Origin of the sequence: Corynebacterium tuberculostearicum (genome assembly GCF_046097465.1) — a bacterium.
Lineage (GTDB): Bacteria > Actinomycetota > Actinomycetes > Mycobacteriales > Mycobacteriaceae > Corynebacterium > Corynebacterium tuberculostearicum_I.
Map to the genome: position 1 here is coordinate 1,602,873 of NZ_CP175799.1, position 17,502 is coordinate 1,620,374.

The window sequence follows — 17,502 nt, forward strand, 5'->3', positions numbered from 1 at the left end:
GCGACAAATTCAGGAGGCTTCACTATGACGAAGACATCTGCCACCACCGCCAAAGGCACTTCAAGTGCCACTACTGATGAAGAACAGGAAGTAGACCGCGGATCTCGCCGCAACCAAACCAACGATAATCCTTCTGCCGACCTCGTCCGCGTTTATCTCAACGGCATCGGCAAGACCGCACTGCTCAGCGCGGAAGATGAGGTAGAACTCGCTCAAGCCATCGAGGTTGGACTGTACGCGGAGTACAAGCTCAATAACGCAGAAAAGCTCACCCGCGCAGAAAAGCGTGACCTGAAGATTCTCGCCCGCGAAGGCAAGAAGGCGCGTTCCCACCTGCTCGAAGCCAACCTGCGCCTCGTCGTCTCGCTGGCAAAGCGCTACACCGGCCGCGGTATGCCACTGCTGGACCTCATCCAGGAGGGCAACCTAGGCCTTATCCGCGCAATGGAGAAGTTCGATTACGCCAAGGGCTTCAAGTTCTCCACTTATGCCACGTGGTGGATCCGCCAGGCGATTACCCGCGGCATGGCTGACCAGTCCCGCACCATTCGCCTCCCAGTCCACTTGGTGGAGCAGGTAAACAAGCTTTCCCGCATTAAGCGCGAGATGTATCAATCCTTGGGCCGCGAAGCTACCAACGAGGAGCTTTCGGAAGAATCCGGTATTGATGAGAACAAGATTGAGATGCTGCTGCGCCAGTCGCGCGATCCGGTCTCTCTCGATATGCCGGTAGGTACCGATGAAGAAGCTCCTTTGGGTGACTTCATCGAAGACGCGGAAGCTACCGATGCTGAAACTGCGGTCGTCGCTTCTATGCGCCACTCCGATATCCGCGGTGTGATTGACACCTTGGAAAAGCGCGAGCAGGACGTCATCCGCCTGCGCTACGGCCTCGATGATGGTGTTCCGCGCACCTTGGATCAGATTGGTCGCCGCTTCGGCCTCTCGCGCGAGCGTGTACGCCAGATTGAGCGCGAAGTCATGGCTAAGCTGCGCGATGGCAACCGCGCCGATCGCCTGCGCGAGTACGCTTTGTAATCCACGCCTACTGTATTCGGCAGCACACCCTCTCCCCGGGCCCATTTGGCAACGTACCGCCATGGGCTCGGGTTTTGGCGTTGATAAGGCATCGGCTTGGTTCCTAGCGGCGAGCCAAGCCTTAGGTAGGCTAATCTGGACTGCAGAGTCTAGAAAGCGCTTTCCCGTTCTTGGGCGGGACTATAGCCGCGTAACTGTATTCACACAGAAAGGTATGCCCACGTGAGGGACCTAGTTGATACAACGGAGATGTATCTGCGGACCATCTACGAGCTAGAGGAAGAAGGCATCACTCCCCTGCGCGCCCGCATTGCGGAGCGTTTGGAGCAATCTGGGCCTACGGTTTCTCAGACTGTAGCTCGCATGGAGCGCGATGGCCTTTTGCACGTGCGCACCGACCGCAGTTTGGATCTCACGGACAAGGGCCGCGACCTAGCTACCGCAGTCATGCGCAAGCACCGGTTGGCAGAGCGTTTGCTTACCGACGTCCTGGGGCTCGACATTGCCAAGGTCCACGACGAGGCCTGCCGGTGGGAGCATGTGATGAGCGAAGAGGTGGAAAAGCGCATGGTCGCTGTTCTCGACGATCCGACGCGGTCGCCTTTTGGCAATCCTATTCCGGCGCTGTCTGCGCTTGGCTTCGATGTTCCGCAGCCGGATCAAGGCACGCGCGCGGTCGACCTCCCCAATGGCGAGCAAGTCTCCGCTACCGTCATACAGGTCAATGAAATCCTGCAGGTTGATGATGGCACCTTCCAAGAGCTCACCGATGCCGGCATTCGTGTGGGCGCGAAGGTGTCCGTGGTCAATAACAGCGGCACGATTACACTGTCGACGCCTGAGGGCGGCAGCGTCGTGCTTTCCGACGATTTGGCGCACGCTGTGCGCGTGGAGGTATAACCATGAAGCTTCTTGTCACAGGTGGCGCCGGCTACGTGGGCAGCGTCTGCGCCGCAGTATTAGTCGAACAAGGCCATGACGTAACCATCATCGATAATTTCTCCACTGGCAACCATGAGGCCGTTCCGGAAGCCGCCCGCGTCATCGAGGGCGATGTCGCGGACAAGGCTGCCGAGGTCTTGGGCGAAGGTGGCTTCGAAGGCGTCATTCACTTCGCTGCGCGCTCCTTGGTGGGCGAATCCGTGGAAAAGCCTGATGAGTACTGGCAGCACAACGTCGTTACTACCCTGACGCTGCTTAATGCCATGCGGGATAACGACGTCAAAAACCTCGTCTTTTCCTCCACCGCTGCAACCTACGGTGAGCCCGACCAGGTCCCGATTACGGAAGACATGCCGACCCAGCCCACCAATCCTTATGGTGCGACCAAGCTGGCCATCGACTACATGATCACGTCCTTTGCCCACGCCTACGGCCTGGGCGCTACCTCGCTGCGCTATTTCAATGTGGCTGGCGCCTACGGAAATATTGGCGAGAACCGCGAGGTAGAAACCCACCTCATCCCCATCGTGTTGCAGGTTGCTTTGGGCCACCGCGATAAGATCTTCATGTTCGGCGATGACTGGGATACCGCAGACGGCACCCCAGTGCGTGACTACATCCATATCCGCGATCTAGCTGACGCCCACGTGCTTGCCCTCGAGTCCAATGAATCTGGCACCCACCGCATTTACAACCTGGGTTCTGGCGATGGGTACTCCGTCAAGCAAGTCATCGAGATGTGCCGCAAGGTCACCGGCCACGACATTCCGGCTGAGGTGGCCCCGCGCCGTGCGGGCGACCCAGCTACGCTCATCGCTTCCTCTGAGAAGATTCAGCGGGAACTCGGGTGGAATCCCACCCGTACGGACCTCGAAACCATCGTCACCGACGCGTGGAACTTCACCCGACAGCTTGGTGATAAGGCACATTCCGCAAAGCGGTCCTAGACGCCGAGCGTGTTAGGCGGGGCTGTCGACGTGGAGCCCCGCCGCTTCGCGGGCTAGCTCGCAGCCATGGCATAGGCTGGAGACCAACCGCTTTCCCATGCCGCTGCGATATCCCTGCGCTATGAGGCGCCCCAAATTGTGATGGGGCGCCTCTTCTACCACTACGGAAAGCGCCGGACCGGCATAAATTCCGAATTCGTGGGACACCTGGCTAGCAGCATATAAAGCTAGGGCGTTATAGCGAATAGACCCCTGGAATGTACGGGCTACCGCCAATAACAGGTCTCCTGCTTCCTGCGGTGCGGAGACGAGCTCCGCAATGACTAGGTCACGGGTCCAGGTGGTAGACATCCACATGGCTGCCACGCACAACAATTCTTCATTTTCTAGGGTTTCCTCCAGCGATTCGACCTCGCTGAGCACATAGCGCACATCGGCGATGAGGTGTTTGACCACCTGCACTGGATCTGTGGTGCCGTATCCGTGCCCGGCGCGCAATTGGCGGGCAATCTCTTCGGCGCATCGCTCCATGGCCCTAATCTCTTCTTCCCCAAAGTATGGGTTCGGGTCCTTGAAGCGCTGCACCATGTCGTGGCGGCTGAGTTCCGGAAGCATGCCATTATTTACGCAGGCGCGCATCGTGTGGCTCGTCGAGATGGCGGGTATGGTTCCTTCCATCCAATTCTGCAGCGGGCCCTCGCCGCTTTCTGTGGCGTGGCCAAAGATGAGGTCGTAAGCGGTATCGGTGGATAGTTCTTCGGCCAGCCAGCAGGCATCGATGCCCATACCTGTCCGGTCTTGGAAATGGTAAAGAGACTGCAGAATGTCCCAGAGCTCTCCCTCCTCGCGTTGGGAGAGCACGAAGCAGAAGTTGATTTCGGGATTTCCGCAGTGAAACGCTTCCATCACTTCGTGCAGGGCACCAGGCACATCGTGCAGATCGAGGCGGGCTACTGGTCCAATGCTGTATCCGCGTGGGCTGGGTTGGATGGAGATGAGGATGACTGATTCGGTGGGAAAGAATCCGAGGATTCCTGGAATATTGGCGAGGATATCGCCGGGCGTACGGATGGGCTGAGTTGGTGTTGTGATGTCCATAGCCCCAGCTTCAAACACGCGCGCAACTGTGCATAGGCCAATTAGTGCTAGGTAAGGGGGATCTGTGGATAGGTGGGGTGAAGGGGGCGTCGGCAAGCGGCTTTTCCACACCCCGCCCGGAATTGCGCTGGCAATGCGCAGCGGTTTGGGGCACAATTGTTTATTTAACCTCGCAGTGCGCGCGGGAATAGTAAGCACGCGCGCGGCGTTGGGGTAGGTAAGAAAGCAAGGAGGTAACACAACATGCACGAAGAAGATCGCCGCATGTATGAGCTGGAATATCCAGCTCCGGTGATTAGGGATGATTCCGGTGACGGACAAGGCCCCACCATGATTGTTGCCATGCACGGCTATGCTGACGCTGGCCAAGCCATCGAGGCAAGTGCTGACCACCTGAAGGCCGCCTTGGAAGGCCGCCAGTTGGCCTCGTTTAACTCTGATGAGCTGATTGATTACCGCTCCCGCCGCCCGGCTGTCACGATTGATAAGGATCGGGCGCTGGAAATCGAGTCCATGGATCTTGGTATTAAGGTCCTGCGCGATAATTCCGGCAAGACCTTCCTACTGCTGTCTGGCCCTGAACCAGACATGCGCTGGGAGGCATTTACTACCGCCGTGGTGAAGCTGGTGGAAAAGTTCAATATTGAAGACACCATCATGCTCTATGCCGCGCCGATGCCGGTGCCGCATACCCGCCCCACGGTGGTTACGGCCCATGGCACCTCCTCCCGCTTGACTGAGCACATGCTCTCGATGGATTCCACCATGATGGTGCCGGGCTCCGCCGCACTGTATCTGGAAAAGGCTCTGGCGGATAAGCACCGCACGGTGGCTGGATATACCGTCCACGTGCCGCATTATCTGGCAGCTTCGCCTTATCCGCAGGCCACGTTCCAGTTGCTGGATTCGGTGGCGCGGGCGGCGCGCCTCAATATTCCTTTGGGCAGCATTGAGGCCGATATTTCTCGCGTGGAAAACCAGCTGGAGGAGCAAGTTGGTGGCTCGGATGAGATCGAAGGCGTAGTCCAACAACTCGAGCAGCAGTATGACGCTTATATGGAGCGCTACCGCAAGGAGCATCCGCAGGCGATCATGCCTGGCGAGGAGCCCATGCCTACCGGTGAGGAAATCAGCGAGGAGTTCCAGGCATTCTTGGCTTCCTTGGATGAAGAAGAAAGCCAGCAGATCATCAATACCGAGATCGATGACCGCGAAGATTCCGCCGAGGAGGAAGGCCCGCAGTCCGATGATGGCAAGGACGGCCCTGATTCTGCTTCGGGCGAGGGCGACTTAGGCGACGATATCTAACTAACCCGCCCCCATCGCCGCTAAGGTGGTGGGCGTGAACTTATCTCAGCTGCTGCCAGATTTAACGGAAGTACCCGAGTCCCTCGTAGACGAGGCAATTTGGGATACCTTTACCTCGTGGACTACCGGCCGGGGTATCAATTTGTACCCAGCGCAAGAAGAAGCCTCGCTCGGTATTTTGGCCGGCGATAATGTTATCCTCGCTACCCCTACGGGCTCGGGTAAGTCCATGGTGGCTAATGCTGCACACTTCATCGCCCTAGCTCGTGGCCAGCGCAGTTTCTATACCGCGCCGATTAAGGCCCTTGTGAGCGAGAAGTTCTTTGCCCTGTGCGATATCTTCGGCGCCGAAAATGTGGGCATGATGACTGGCGACGCCACCGTTAATGGCAATGCCCCCATCATCGCCGCCACCGCCGAGATTGTGGCCAATATTGCGCTGCGCGATGGCGCCGAGGCCAATATCGACCAGGTAGTAATGGACGAGTTCCACTACTACTCCGAGCCGGATCGCGGTTGGGCCTGGCAGGTACCGTTGCTGGAATTGTCCAAGGCGCAGTTCCTGCTCATGTCTGCCACTTTGGGCGATACTCAGTGGCTAGAAGAAGATCTCACTCGCCGCACCGGCCGCGCCACCAACCTCGTCGCCGGCACCACGCGTCCCGTCCCGCTGGACTTTTCCTATGTCTTTAGCGCGGTACACGAGACCATCGAGGAGCTCTTGGCCGATAAGAAGGCCCCGATTTACGTGGTGCACTTCTCGCAGCGTGAAGCGGCCGAGCGCGCCCAGGCGCTCACCTCACTTTCGGGGATCATCACTAAGGACGAAAAGGAAGCCATTGCCCAGGAAATCGGTGGTTTCCGCTTCACCACTGCCTTTGGCAAGGATCTGTCCAAGCTCCTGCGCAAAGGCATCGGCATCCACCACGCGGGCATGCTACCCAAATACCGCCGTTTGGTAGAGCGCCTGGCACAAAAAGGCCTGCTTAAGGTCATTTGCGGCACCGATACCCTGGGTGTGGGCATTAACGTGCCCATCCGCACCGTGCTGATGACTGGGCTTGCCAAGTTCGACGGCCAGCGCCAGCGCATCCTCAAATCGCGCGAATTCCACCAGATTGCCGGCCGCGCCGGCCGCGCCGGCTATGACACCGAGGGCACCGTGGTGGTCGAGGCCCCCGAGCACGAGATTGAGAATGCTAAGGAACGCCGCCGCATCGGCGATGACCCCAAGCGCTTGAAGAAGCTCAAGAAAAAGTCCGCCCGCGAAGGCGAGGTGTCCTGGTCCGAGAAGACCTTCGCGCGCCTTACTGAGGCTGAACCGGAGCAACTGACGTCTCAGTTCCGCGTTTCTAATTCCATGCTGCTCAATGTCTTGGCGCGCCACGGCAATGGCTATGAGCACATGCGCCACCTGCTGCGGGATAACCACGATAACCGCAGCAAACAGAATAAGGACATCCTCACCGCGCTCGATCTCTTCCGCGGGCTAGTGGATTCCGGCGTGGTGCAAAAGTCCACCAAGGGATTGGATATCTACGGCCGCCCCTACCATTTGGTGCGAGAGCTGCCGCGTGACTTTGCGCTCAATCAGCCGCTGGGCCCATTCGCGCTGGCGGCGCTCTCGCTGCTGGATCCGGAAGCGGAGACCTATAACCTGGACGTTATTTCCGTTTTTGAGGCCATCCTAGATGACCCGCGCCAGGTGCTCATTGCCCAGCAGAAGCAGCGCCGCGGCGAAGAGATCGCCGCGCTGAAGGCGGACGGGGTGGACTACACCGACCGCATGAATATCGTGGAAGATATCACTTGGCCGAAGCCGCTCGAGGAGCTATTGGAGCAGGCCTACGATATTTTCGCTGAGACCAATGCGTGGGTCAAGGAGTTTGAGCTGCGACCCAAGTCCGTGGTGCGCGACATGCTCGAGAACGCCATGACCTTCTCGGATCTGGTCGCCACCTACGGCTTGGCCCGCTCCGAGGGCGTGATTTTGCGCTACCTGACCGACGCCTGGCGCACCCTCAAGCAATCCATTCCGGACGAGTACAACACGCGAGAACTCGAAGACATCGTTATTTGGCTAGGTGAGCTTATCCGCCAGGTGGATTCCTCGCTTGTCGACGAATGGGCGCAAATGGCCGGCGAAGACTCCCCCATCGACCAAGACACGGTGGATCGCGAGCTGGCCTTTGGCGTGGAGGACCCCACCGCGCTCACGGCCAACCGCCGCGCCTTTACCATCATGGTGCGCAATTACATGTTCCGCTTGGTACAACTCTTTGCTTTGGAAAAGGAAGAGCGCTTGGCGGAGCTGCTTGATTACTTGGACGAGGTGCCGGACTTCGGCGCTATCCTGGATGACTATTTCGATGAGTATGATGACATCGATTCCGGCCCCGAGGCCCGCGGCCCAGAGTTCTTCCGCCTAGGCGATACTGACTCGCGTGCGTGGTCCGTGCGCCAGATCATCAAGGACCCCGCCGGCGACCACGCCTACCAGTTCGTCGCTACGGTAGATCTAGACGCCTCCGATGAAGCCGGCGAAGTTCGCCTATCGGACCTGCGCGTAGAGTACTAGCCAGCGAAAACGACAAAGCCGCCCTGGCTGCCGCGCCCGGGTAAGGGGGGCGTCGGCAAGCGCGAGGGCGGCTATAGGCCGGCTATTTTAGCGTGCGGCCTCGATCTGGACTGCCTGAGCCACAGCCTGGACAACGGCCGCAACCTTGACGGCCTCCCAGACCTGCTCCTTGCTCAGGCCAGCCTCGTTGAGCTCGTGAGCGTGGGCACCCAGGCAGTGCTCGCAGCCATTGATGGCGGAGACTGCGGTATTCCACAGCTCGAAGTTGGCCTTGTCTACGCCCGGCTTGGAGATGATGTTCATGCGCAGGCCGAACTTAACCTGTGCGTAGTCATCGCCCAACCAGCCCTTGGCGCGGTAGGCAACATTGTTCATCGCCATAACGGTAGCTGCGCCGTAGGCTGCCTCGATAGCTTCCTCAGACAGGTGCTCCTTTGCTTCCTCCGCAATCTCAGACAGCACGGTGTCATTGCGGGTTGCGGCGGCCGATGCCAGCAGGCAGCCCCAGAGCTGCTCCTCGTCCAGGTCCTTGGAACGGGTCAGGGTGCCCAAGTTGAGCTTCTGGTCCTTGGCGTACTCCGGCAGGGAAGACTTCAGATTATCAATAGACATAACTTTTCTCCTTTGATATTTTGATAGGAATTTGCTGCGCTGGATTCAAAAGGAAACCCCGCCACGAAAGCGGGGTAAACCTGCATCTCAGTGAGATTTAGAGTGCGGACTGAACGACGTCCATCTTGTTGATGTTCTTGGTTGGGTCGTTCTTCTCCCAGTTGCAAGCGCAGACCTCTTCGGACTGCAGGGCGTCGAGCACGCGCAGAACCTCGTCCACGTTACGGCCGACAGCATCCGGGGTAACGGAAACGAACTGGATAACACCATCCGGGTCGATGATGAAGGTAGCGCGGTCAGCAACACCATCAGCGTTTTCTACACCCAGTGCACGGATAAGGTCGTGGCGCACGTCAGAGAACATCGGGAAAGGAACTTCCTTCAGATCCGGGTGGGTTGCGCGCCAGTTGAAGTGAGCAAACTCATTATCGGTGGAGCCGCCCAGCACCTGGGTATCGCGGTCCTGGAATTCCTCGTCCAGCTTGCCAAAGGCAGCGATCTCGGTCGGGCAGACGAAGGTGAAGTCCTTCGGGTAGAAGAAGACGACCTTCCACTTGCCCTCGTACTTGTCCAGGGATACCTGCTCGAAGTAGTCCTCCGGCTGGTTAGCGTTGACGTCGTGCAGGTCGCCACCGGTCAGGGCGGTGAGGTTGAACTCTGGGAACTTCTCGCCGACGGTCAAAATAGGCATAGTCTTCAACTCCTTTAGCAAAGGCTTTTCCACTAAGTTTCCTGCCGCTTGGCGTACAAGCAGCGGGGCCGGACCGTGTCCGGCCCAACACGATCAGTTATACCATCTTTTCAGCACGCGTCAATAGCAAATCCTATAGGTAAGTGTTAGAGTAATAGGCATGCATAATAAAGAGTATCGCCCTACACTTGCTCAGCTGCGCACCTTTGTCACCGTTGCGGAAAACAAGCACTTTGGTACCGCGGCCGCCAAACTCGAAATTTCCCAGCCCTCCCTCTCCCAGGGCCTCGTTGCCCTCGAACAGGGCTTGGGTTTGCAGCTCATCGAGCGCTCTACCCGCAAGGTCATCGTCACCTCGGCCGGTGAGACCCTCCTCCCCTATGCCAAGGCCACTCTTGAAGCCGCCGATACCTTCCTCGCCCATGCTCGCGGCGCCAACGGCACCCTTGCCGGCCCACTGACCATCGGCGTTATCCCCACCATCGCCCCCTATATCCTCCCCGATCTGCTCTCCATGCTTGCCGAGGCCTACCCGGATCTCCAGCCGCGCTTCGTCGAAGAGCAAACCCAACACCTCATCACCCGCCTGCGCAACGGCAACCTGGACCTAGCCATCATGGCCCTTCCTTCCGAGGCCACCGGCATGGTCGATAGCCCGCTGTACACCGAGAAATTCTCCATTGTCTGCCCGCCCGATCACCCCATCGCCGGCCGTGAGGATGTCGAGCTTGCGGAACTCAAGGACCTGGATCTGCTGCTGCTTGACGACGGCCACTGCTTGCGCGACCAAGTAGTCGATCTCTGCCGCCATGCCAATATCAACCCGGCCGAGGCCACCAATTCCGTCACCCGCGCCTCTTCCCTGACCACCATCATGCAGTTGGTCATGGGCGGCCTGGGCTGCACCCTCGTCCCCGAATCCGCCCTGGCCACCGAATGCCATGGCAAGGACGTCGCCATCGCCCACTTTGCCTCCGATGTCACCGCCGAGCGCGAGGTGGGCCTCGTGTTCCGTTCCTCCGCCGCCCGCGCCGAGGAATTCCGCGAATTCGGCACGCTCATCACCTCCGCCTATAACAAGGCGATTGAGCGCTCCCGGCAGTAGTCTCACCCGGCGGCCCCACACGGGGGCGTCGCCAAGCACGCCAAAGGCCACCGCCCCTAATTGGAGCGGTGGCCTTTAACTATGGTGCGCTAGACCTGTGGGAAGGTGTTGCGGCCCGCGCACTGGCGGAACATATGCGCCTGTGCCAAGAGAGTAACCGGATACGCCACGATGAGGCCGATACCCAAAAGCAAGAAGCCGCCGATGATGATGAAGAAGTTCAAAATTGCCAGTAGCAACATTTGGCCGTAGTTGTTCTTACCTGCCTGAAAGCCCTTCTTCACGGCCTCACCAACGCTATCGCCGTCGGCCGCGAACCATTGCATCAGCGAGAAGAATGGTTGGATAAAGAAGCTAATCAGCGAAATCACGCCGATGATGCCCATGACGCTTAATACTGCCGCAACTGCTTCGTCCTCCGTCATATTCTCGGCGTCACCCAGCAACCCAATAACAGTTCCTCCCACTACAGAGAATGTAATGAGCATCGCCACCGCCCCGATGACGAGTATGATGACCAGCGGCTGCCACCAACGCACATTCTTAAACAGGTAGCCCCACCCGGTGCGAGAATCATCAATCTGGAAAAGTGCCAGGCGCATAACTACCAGCGACAGTACAAGGCTTAGGACACTCGAAATGAGCTGAGAGACCAAAGACCCCGCGGTTTCCTGACCCGTGCCGGAGTAGCCCACAGCATTGATGCCAGCAGCGACAACAACAAAAACAATGCTTAGAGCAAAAAGCGCTAGGGATCCCAAGATCCATAGCTTCCAATTGCCAAAGACGGTCCTAAATGCCCAAGAAACGGCGTCTACTGCAGAGACCTTGCCGGTATATGGGCGCTGGCCGGCTTGGTAGCCCGCATAGCCCTGGGTGTTTTCTTCATGGCTGCCGCCATAAGACGGAAGCTGGCCGTAGTCCGGCCGATCCTCAGGATGGTTGGTCGGCTCATAGCGAGGAAAATCGTCATTTCCACCCGAATACGGGTTCGTCATAGGCGGTGCTCCTCCTTCAGGAATGCACATAGAAAAATGGATAAGTATTTTCACTTTAACAACTTTTTCCTCATTTCAGGTGGACGGGTAAACTCGTTGCCTAGTCATGACTAAGAACGAATCCCTTTCTCGCGACGAGCTCTTCGCCGCACTCGAAAATGTCACTTTGGCCGAGGCCCGCTCCTTCCGCCGCCGCCTCAAGAAGGCTCGCGCCCCTAAGGCGCTGCAAGAAATCGGCGCTGAAATCCATGCCGCGGCCGATCGCGTCGCGCTTACCGACGCCGCCGTTCCCACCATCACCTACCCCGACGCCCTCCCCGTCACCGCCCGCAAGGACGATATCGCCGAGGCCATTCGGGACAACCAGGTCGTTATCATCGCTGGTGAGACCGGTTCCGGTAAGACCACCCAGATCCCAAAGATCTGTCTCGAGCTGGGCCGCGGCCGGCGCGGATTCATCGGCCATACCCAGCCGCGCCGTATTGCAGCGCGCACCGTGGCTGAACGCATTGCTTCGGAATTGGACCAGAAAATCGGCGAGTCCGTTGGTTACGCCATCCGCTTCGATGACCGCGTCTCTGAGACCACGGCCGTCAAGCTCATGACCGACGGCATCCTGCTCGCCGAGATGCAGCGCGATCGTTTCCTCAATAAGTACGACACCATCATTATCGACGAGGCCCACGAACGCTCGCTCAATATCGACTTCCTCTTGGGCTACTTAAAGCGCCTATTGCCCAAGCGCCCAGACCTCAAGGTGATCATCACCTCCGCAACCATCGACCCAGAAAGCTTCGCCGCCCACTTTGCCGACGCCGACGGCAACCCCGCCCCCATCATCGAAGTCTCCGGGCGCACCTACCCCGTAGAAATCCGCTACCGGCCGCTCGAGTTCGAGGCCGGCGGAAAAGTCGTGGACCAAGACCCGCTCGACGGCTTGACCGAGGCCATCGAAGAGCTCATGCGCGAAGGCGACGGCGATATCCTGTGCTTCTTCCCTGGCGAGCGCGATATCCGCGATGCCATGGAAGCCATCGAAGGCAAGAAGTGGAAAAACGTCGAGGTCACTCCCCTCTTTGGCCGCCTATCTAACCAAGAGCAGCACCGCGTGTTTAGCGAGCACCGCGGCCGCCGCATCGTCTTGGCCACCAATATCGCCGAAACCTCGCTTACCGTGCCCGGCATCCGCTATGTCGTCGATACCGGCACCGCCCGTATCTCGCGGTATTCCACGCGCACCAAGGTCCAGCGGTTGCCTATCGAGCCCATCTCGCAGGCCTCCGCCAACCAGCGCTCCGGCCGTTGCGGCCGCGTTGCAGACGGCATCGCCATCCGCCTCTACAGCGAACAGGATTTTGAAAGCCGCTCCGAGTTCACCGACCCGGAAATCCTGCGCACCAACCTCGCGAGTGTCATCCTGCAAATGGTTTCGCTCAAGCTCGGTGATATCGAACAATTCCCCTTCATCCAGCCACCCGAGCACAAGGCCATCCGCGATGGTCTCACACTCCTCCACGAGCTCGGCGCCCTCCACGACAAGCAGGACAAGCCCTCGCTCACCACCATCGGCCGCGATCTTGCCCGCATCCCCCTGGATCCGCGCATGGCGCGCATGCTCATTGAGGCCAATACCAACGGATGCCTCGATGATGTGATGGTCATCGTTGCCGCCATGACCATCCAAGATGTGCGCGAGCGTCCCCTCGACTTCCAAGCCCAGGCCGACCAAGCCCACGCCCGCTTCAAGGACAAGACCTCGGATTTCTTGTCCATGCTCAAGCTGTGGGATTACATCAAGCAAACCCGCAATGAGCAATCCGGCAATAAGTTCCGCAAGCGCATGAAGCAGGAATTCCTCCACTACATGCGCATCCGGGAGTGGTTTGACTTGGTGCGCCAGCTCAAGGACGTCGCCAAGCAGCTGGGCTGGACCTACCAGGAAGGCACCGAGCGCCGCTCCGATGACATCCACATGTCACTCCTTTCGGGCCTGCTATCCAATATCGGCGCCCGCGACGGCAATTCCAAGGAGTTCCAGGGCGCGCGCAACACCCGCTTCCTGGTATTCCCCGGCTCTGCCCTGGCTAAAAAGCCGCCGGAATTCCTCATGGCTGCCGAGCTAGTGGAAACTTCCCGCCTCTGGGCGCGCGATGTCGCCGCCATCGATCCCGCCTGGGTGGAAAACCTCGGTGGGGACCTGCTCAAGCACAACTACTCCGAGCCCACCTGGTCTCGCAAGCGCGCCGCCGCCATCGCGCACCAAAAATCCACGCTCTACGGCGTGCCCATCGTGGCCGACCGCACCGTTCCCTACCACCGCGTCGATCCCGCCGCTGCCCGCGATATGTTCATCCGCAACGCCCTTATCGCCGGCGACTGGAACACCCACCACGCCTTTTTCAAGGCCAACGCCCAAGCGCTTGACGACGCCGCCGCATACGAAGAAAAGGCCCGCCGCCGCGGCCTCATTGTGGACGAAGACACGCTCTTCGATTTCTATGACCAGCGCATTCCGGCAAAGGTAACCACCGGCCGCCACTTTGACTCGTGGTGGAAAAAGGAGCGCCGCCGCACCCCGGATCTGCTGGATTTCGATCCCGCTAAGCTCATCGATGACTCCCATGATGTCACCGAGGAATCCTTCCCCGACCACTGGCGCAAGGGCTCTATCGATTACGAACTGACCTATAAGTTCGAGCCCGGCGAGCCTCTCGACGGCGTCACCGTAATGGTTCCCATTCCTATGCTCGCCGGCTTGGATTCCGAAGGCTTCGATTGGCTCGTTCCCGGTCTGCGCCTCGAGCTCGTCACCGAGCTCATCCGCAGCCTGCCCAAGGCCCTGCGCCGCACCGTCGTACCCGCGCCCGAATTTGCCGAGCGCGCCATCGACCGCCTCATCCCTTATGAAGGCCCCATCACCCAGCAGCTTGCCGACGTCCTCCGCGAACTCGGCGGTCAAGGAATCAACGCCACCGACTTCCAGGCCAGCAAGCTACCCGCCCACCTGCGGATGAACTACGGGGCCATCGATAAGCGCGGCAAAATCGTCGACTCGGACCGCGACCTCGCGGCGCTCGTCCGACGGCAGGCCGGACACATCAAGTCCTCCGTATCCCGCGTCTCGCGCACCTCCGAGTCCACCGCCGTCAGCGAATGGACCGACGATACCCTTGGCACGATTGATGACACGGTAACGACCACCGTCGACGGCCACGAAGTCACCGCCTACCCCGCCCTAGTCGCTACCAAGGACGGCGTCGAACTCAAGGTCCATCCCACCAAGGCCGCCGCAGATGCCGCCATGGTCACCACCACACTCACCCTCCTCATGCGTGAGATATCCGTCAACGCCTCCCAAATGGTCAAGGGCCTGCCATTGCAACAGCGCGTCGCCGTCGATTCCTATCCGCACGGCGGCGCCGACGGCTTGGTTAACGACGCCCGCGTAGCCGCCATCCGCGACCTGATGCTCGAAGCCGGCGGACCCGTCCGCACCCCATCGGCGTTCCAGAAGCTCAAGGACACCGTCAAGCCCCAGGTCCCAGGCCGCGTACGCCAGGCAGTGGTAGCTATTGCCCCCGGACTCGCCGAATACTCCAACCTGCGATCCGAACTCGCACATTGGGATGGTCCAGCAATCGATGACATGCGCGCACAATTGGACTTCCTCCTTCCCCGAAATGCCATCACTGTCCACGGCATGTCCCACCTGCGCCATCTCCCGCGATATATCCAAGCTATGCGCATTCGCCTAGAGGATATGAACCTTGACCCAGACCGCGATGCAGACCGCCAAGCCGAGGTAGATAACGCCAAGGCCTACCTATCCAATCGCCTGCGCAGCCTCCCAGCCGGCCGCGAAAAGACCCGCGAGGTCAAGGACGTACGCTGGATGATTGAAGAACTTCGAGTTTCTCTTTTCGCTCAACGCCTTGGCACAGCCCACGCCGTTTCACTCCGCCGTATCCAAAAGGCGGTGGACAAACTGCGCTAAAAGTCCTCGCGATCGCGCCTTCGCATCAGGCGAATCTCGGATTCAAAGTCATCTGCGCTTTCAAAGGATTTATACACGGAGGCGAAGCGCAGATAAGCCACTTCATCAAGGTCACGCAGTGGCTCTAGGATGGCCAAACCAATCTCGTTCGCGTTGACCTGCGAGGAGCCATGACTGCGCACCGTCTCCTCAACTTCTTGCGCCAGCTTCTTCAGGGCATCGTCGCTTACGTCTCGCCCCTGGCAGGCACGCCGGACACCGCGGATCAATTTATCTCTACTGAAGGGCTCGGCCAGACCGTTTCTCTTCACGACAAGCAGCACGGCCTTTTCAACCGTGGTAAAGCGCCCCTTGCACGAAGCGCACTCGCGCCGGCGACGAATCGACGCTCCAGCATCGACCACACGCGAGTCGATGACGCGGGATTGCTCATTATGACAAAAGGGGCAATACACAGTGGTCCTTTCACTGACGTTGGTACGCCAGTAGTTTACTCATCTTCAATTCCGTGCGGCCACCGGGCTTCACCCCGCTGTATCCCCTAGTGCGCTACTGCAGCCTCAACTTGCTGCACGCCAGAAGCCGGGGGTTGAGGGGCACTATCTCCTTCAGCACCCGCTAGTCCCCCTAGCAATGTGCCCACAAAGACCGCGACACCAAACACTGCGCCCAATGCGTAGTTACCTGTGTTCGACTCACCCACACTGTTTCGGACCCTATTCGATCTGTTCCCAGAGCCTCCGACCGACGCACGGTTCGAACGATAGGTCGTGCGATCTTCCACACGTAGAGTTCGAACATACCGAGAGTTTGTAGTACCGCGGGCCGCAGAACCGTAGCCACGCTCCACATCCCACACGGACGCAGAAGGCACCACTACAGGTTCGGCAGCGTTGCGAGTTACCAGGTTATTGCGAGAATTGATCAGCAGAGACATGAATTTCCTTTCGACGACTGAACACACCGTAGGCGCCCCGAACGACACGCACTGGCAACCAGTCGCCACAATGTTCGATTTAGTTGGTACGTTCGATTTATAGCATCGCTTCGAATGCTTGTCCACCCCGACGTCCAAATCTCGAACATCTGTACTTTTCGTGCTACAAATGACGTGAGGCCTTTTTCAACGCCGCCAGCTAATAGACCACCGATAGATCCACCCAATCCCCTAGGAGCCAGCAATGGGCCGCAAGCCAAAGAAGACCGCCGAGAAGACCGACTACGCCTCCCTATCTGACCGCCAGCGACGCATCCTCAATGTCATTAGTGACGCCGTTATGTTGCGTGGTTACCCACCAAGCATTCGCGAAATTGGTGACGCAGCGGGGCTGCAGTCCACGTCATCGGTTGCCTATCAGCTAAAACAATTGGAAGAGAAAGGGTTTTTGCGCCGAGACCCTAATAAGCCGCGTGCCGTAGATGTTCGCCACCTTAATACGGATGATGGCGCCAAAAAGCCTGGCCGCAAACCAGCTAAGCCCGAGCAGCAGGTTCCCGCAGAGGCAGGTGCTGTTTCCTACATTCCTGTGGTTGGCCGAATCGCAGCGGGTGCGCCCATTACCGCGGAAGAAAACGTAGACGCTTACTTTCCGATGCCCGATGAGGTAGTCGGTGGCGGCGACCTTTATATGCTGCAAGTGGTCGGCGACTCAATGCAGGATGCCGGCATTCTTGATGGCGACTGGGTAATCATTCGCTCCCAGTCAGTTGCAGAAGAAGGCGAGTTCGTTGCAGCGCTGCTCGATGGTGCTGAAGCTACCGTTAAGGAATTCCACCGCGATTCCTCTGGCGTATGGCTGCTCCCCCACAATGATGCCTACGCTCCCATCAACGGCGATGATGCGGAGATCATGGGCAAGGTTGTATCGGTATTCCGTAAGCTTTAGTCACCTGCCTAACACAGATTCTATAGCCCCGCGAGGTCCTCGATTGGCCCTTGCGGGGTCTATCTATGTGCACGCCTCTTTGACGCGGCCTGCGTCCCAGCCACCCCCATTTTGGCTTTATTTCGGACCCGGACACCAAAAGAGACGAAAATCCCACTTTCCCACTTTTCCTGATAACCAGGCATTTCAGGGTGCTAGATATCGGATGCAGCTGTGCAAATTTTTGCTTCAGTCCGTTTATTCCCGATTTTTGAGACAATGGACTAAGCAAAACAACATCGCCGGATTTTCACTTCCGCATAAAG

The 17,502-nt window shown here is 58.8% G+C and carries 13 protein-coding genes; 8 read left to right on the top strand and 5 right to left on the bottom strand.

What is annotated here, in order from left to right; translation table 11 throughout:
* The first annotated feature begins 24 nt into the window (after window positions 1-24).
* From ACKFRX_RS07630 to galE, 3 genes are all read left to right on the top strand, one after another.
* A complete protein-coding gene (locus ACKFRX_RS07630; protein ID WP_005325073.1) occupies window positions 25-1,038 on the top strand; it encodes a sigma-70 family RNA polymerase sigma factor in 1,014 nt (337 codons plus the stop codon).
* 222 nt (window positions 1,039-1,260) lie between these two features.
* Window positions 1,261-1,938 carry a metal-dependent transcriptional regulator gene (locus ACKFRX_RS07635; protein WP_005328577.1) on the top strand — a complete coding sequence of 226 codons (678 nt, stop codon included), beginning with the start codon at window positions 1,261-1,263 and terminating at the stop codon, window positions 1,936-1,938.
* Window positions 1,939-1,940: 2 nt separating this feature from the next.
* The gene (gene galE / locus ACKFRX_RS07640) at window positions 1,941-2,927 is read left to right on the top strand and encodes a UDP-glucose 4-epimerase GalE (RefSeq protein ID WP_200435547.1); all 987 of its coding nucleotides are present in this window, start codon (window positions 1,941-1,943) and stop codon (window positions 2,925-2,927) included.
* A gap of 12 nt (window positions 2,928-2,939) precedes the next feature.
* On the opposite strand, the gene ACKFRX_RS07645 is transcribed toward galE, so the two are convergent.
* Window positions 2,940-4,025: a DUF4192 domain-containing protein gene (locus ACKFRX_RS07645; RefSeq protein ID WP_408922132.1), complete on the bottom strand. Its 1,086-nt coding sequence runs from the start codon at window positions 4,023-4,025 to the stop codon at window positions 2,940-2,942.
* Between the two features lie 243 nt (window positions 4,026-4,268).
* Between ACKFRX_RS07645 and ACKFRX_RS07650 the strand changes: the two genes are divergently transcribed.
* On the top strand, window positions 4,269-5,333 hold the full coding sequence (locus ACKFRX_RS07650) for a PAC2 family protein (RefSeq protein WP_150850344.1): 1,065 nt from the start codon (window positions 4,269-4,271) through the stop codon (window positions 5,331-5,333).
* A gap of 34 nt (window positions 5,334-5,367) precedes the next feature.
* Window positions 5,368-7,911, top strand: coding sequence for a DEAD/DEAH box helicase (locus ACKFRX_RS07655; protein ID WP_408927615.1), 2,544 nt, complete (start codon window positions 5,368-5,370; stop codon window positions 7,909-7,911).
* 87 nt (window positions 7,912-7,998) lie between these two features.
* Here the strand turns inward: ACKFRX_RS07655 and ACKFRX_RS07660 are convergent, their stop codons facing one another.
* Together ACKFRX_RS07660 and ACKFRX_RS07665 are read right to left on the bottom strand one after the other, a co-directional pair.
* The gene (locus ACKFRX_RS07660) at window positions 7,999-8,523 is read right to left on the bottom strand and encodes a carboxymuconolactone decarboxylase family protein (RefSeq protein ID WP_204608707.1); all 525 of its coding nucleotides are present in this window, start codon (window positions 8,521-8,523) and stop codon (window positions 7,999-8,001) included.
* A gap of 97 nt (window positions 8,524-8,620) precedes the next feature.
* Window positions 8,621-9,214, bottom strand: coding sequence for a peroxiredoxin (locus ACKFRX_RS07665; protein ID WP_259886915.1), 594 nt, complete (start codon window positions 9,212-9,214; stop codon window positions 8,621-8,623).
* Window positions 9,215-9,374: 160 nt separating this feature from the next.
* On the opposite strand from ACKFRX_RS07665, the gene ACKFRX_RS07670 reads away from it, so the two are divergent.
* Window positions 9,375-10,319 (top strand): hydrogen peroxide-inducible genes activator, encoded by a 945-nt coding sequence (locus tag ACKFRX_RS07670; RefSeq protein WP_250410084.1) that lies wholly within the window; start codon window positions 9,375-9,377, stop codon window positions 10,317-10,319.
* An 89-nt stretch (window positions 10,320-10,408) separates the two neighbouring features.
* On the opposite strand, the gene ACKFRX_RS07675 is transcribed toward ACKFRX_RS07670, so the two are convergent.
* Window positions 10,409-11,317: a hypothetical protein gene (locus ACKFRX_RS07675; protein WP_408927616.1), complete on the bottom strand. Its 909-nt coding sequence runs from the start codon at window positions 11,315-11,317 to the stop codon at window positions 10,409-10,411.
* Window positions 11,318-11,423: 106 nt separating this feature from the next.
* On the opposite strand from ACKFRX_RS07675, the gene hrpA reads away from it, so the two are divergent.
* Entirely contained in the window at window positions 11,424-15,311 is a 3,888-nt protein-coding gene (hrpA, locus tag ACKFRX_RS07680; protein WP_408927617.1) for an ATP-dependent RNA helicase HrpA, read from the top strand.
* Here hrpA and nrdR read toward each other — a convergent pair.
* On the bottom strand, window positions 15,308-15,766 hold the full coding sequence (gene nrdR / locus ACKFRX_RS07685) for a transcriptional regulator NrdR (RefSeq protein ID WP_005328590.1): 459 nt from the start codon (window positions 15,764-15,766) through the stop codon (window positions 15,308-15,310). The genes hrpA and nrdR overlap by 4 nt on opposite strands.
* 726 nt (window positions 15,767-16,492) lie before the next feature.
* Here nrdR and lexA point away from each other — a divergent pair.
* Entirely contained in the window at window positions 16,493-17,197 is a 705-nt protein-coding gene (lexA, locus tag ACKFRX_RS07690) for a transcriptional repressor LexA (RefSeq protein ID WP_408927618.1), read from the top strand.
* The last annotated feature ends 305 nt before the right edge of the window (window positions 17,198-17,502 follow it).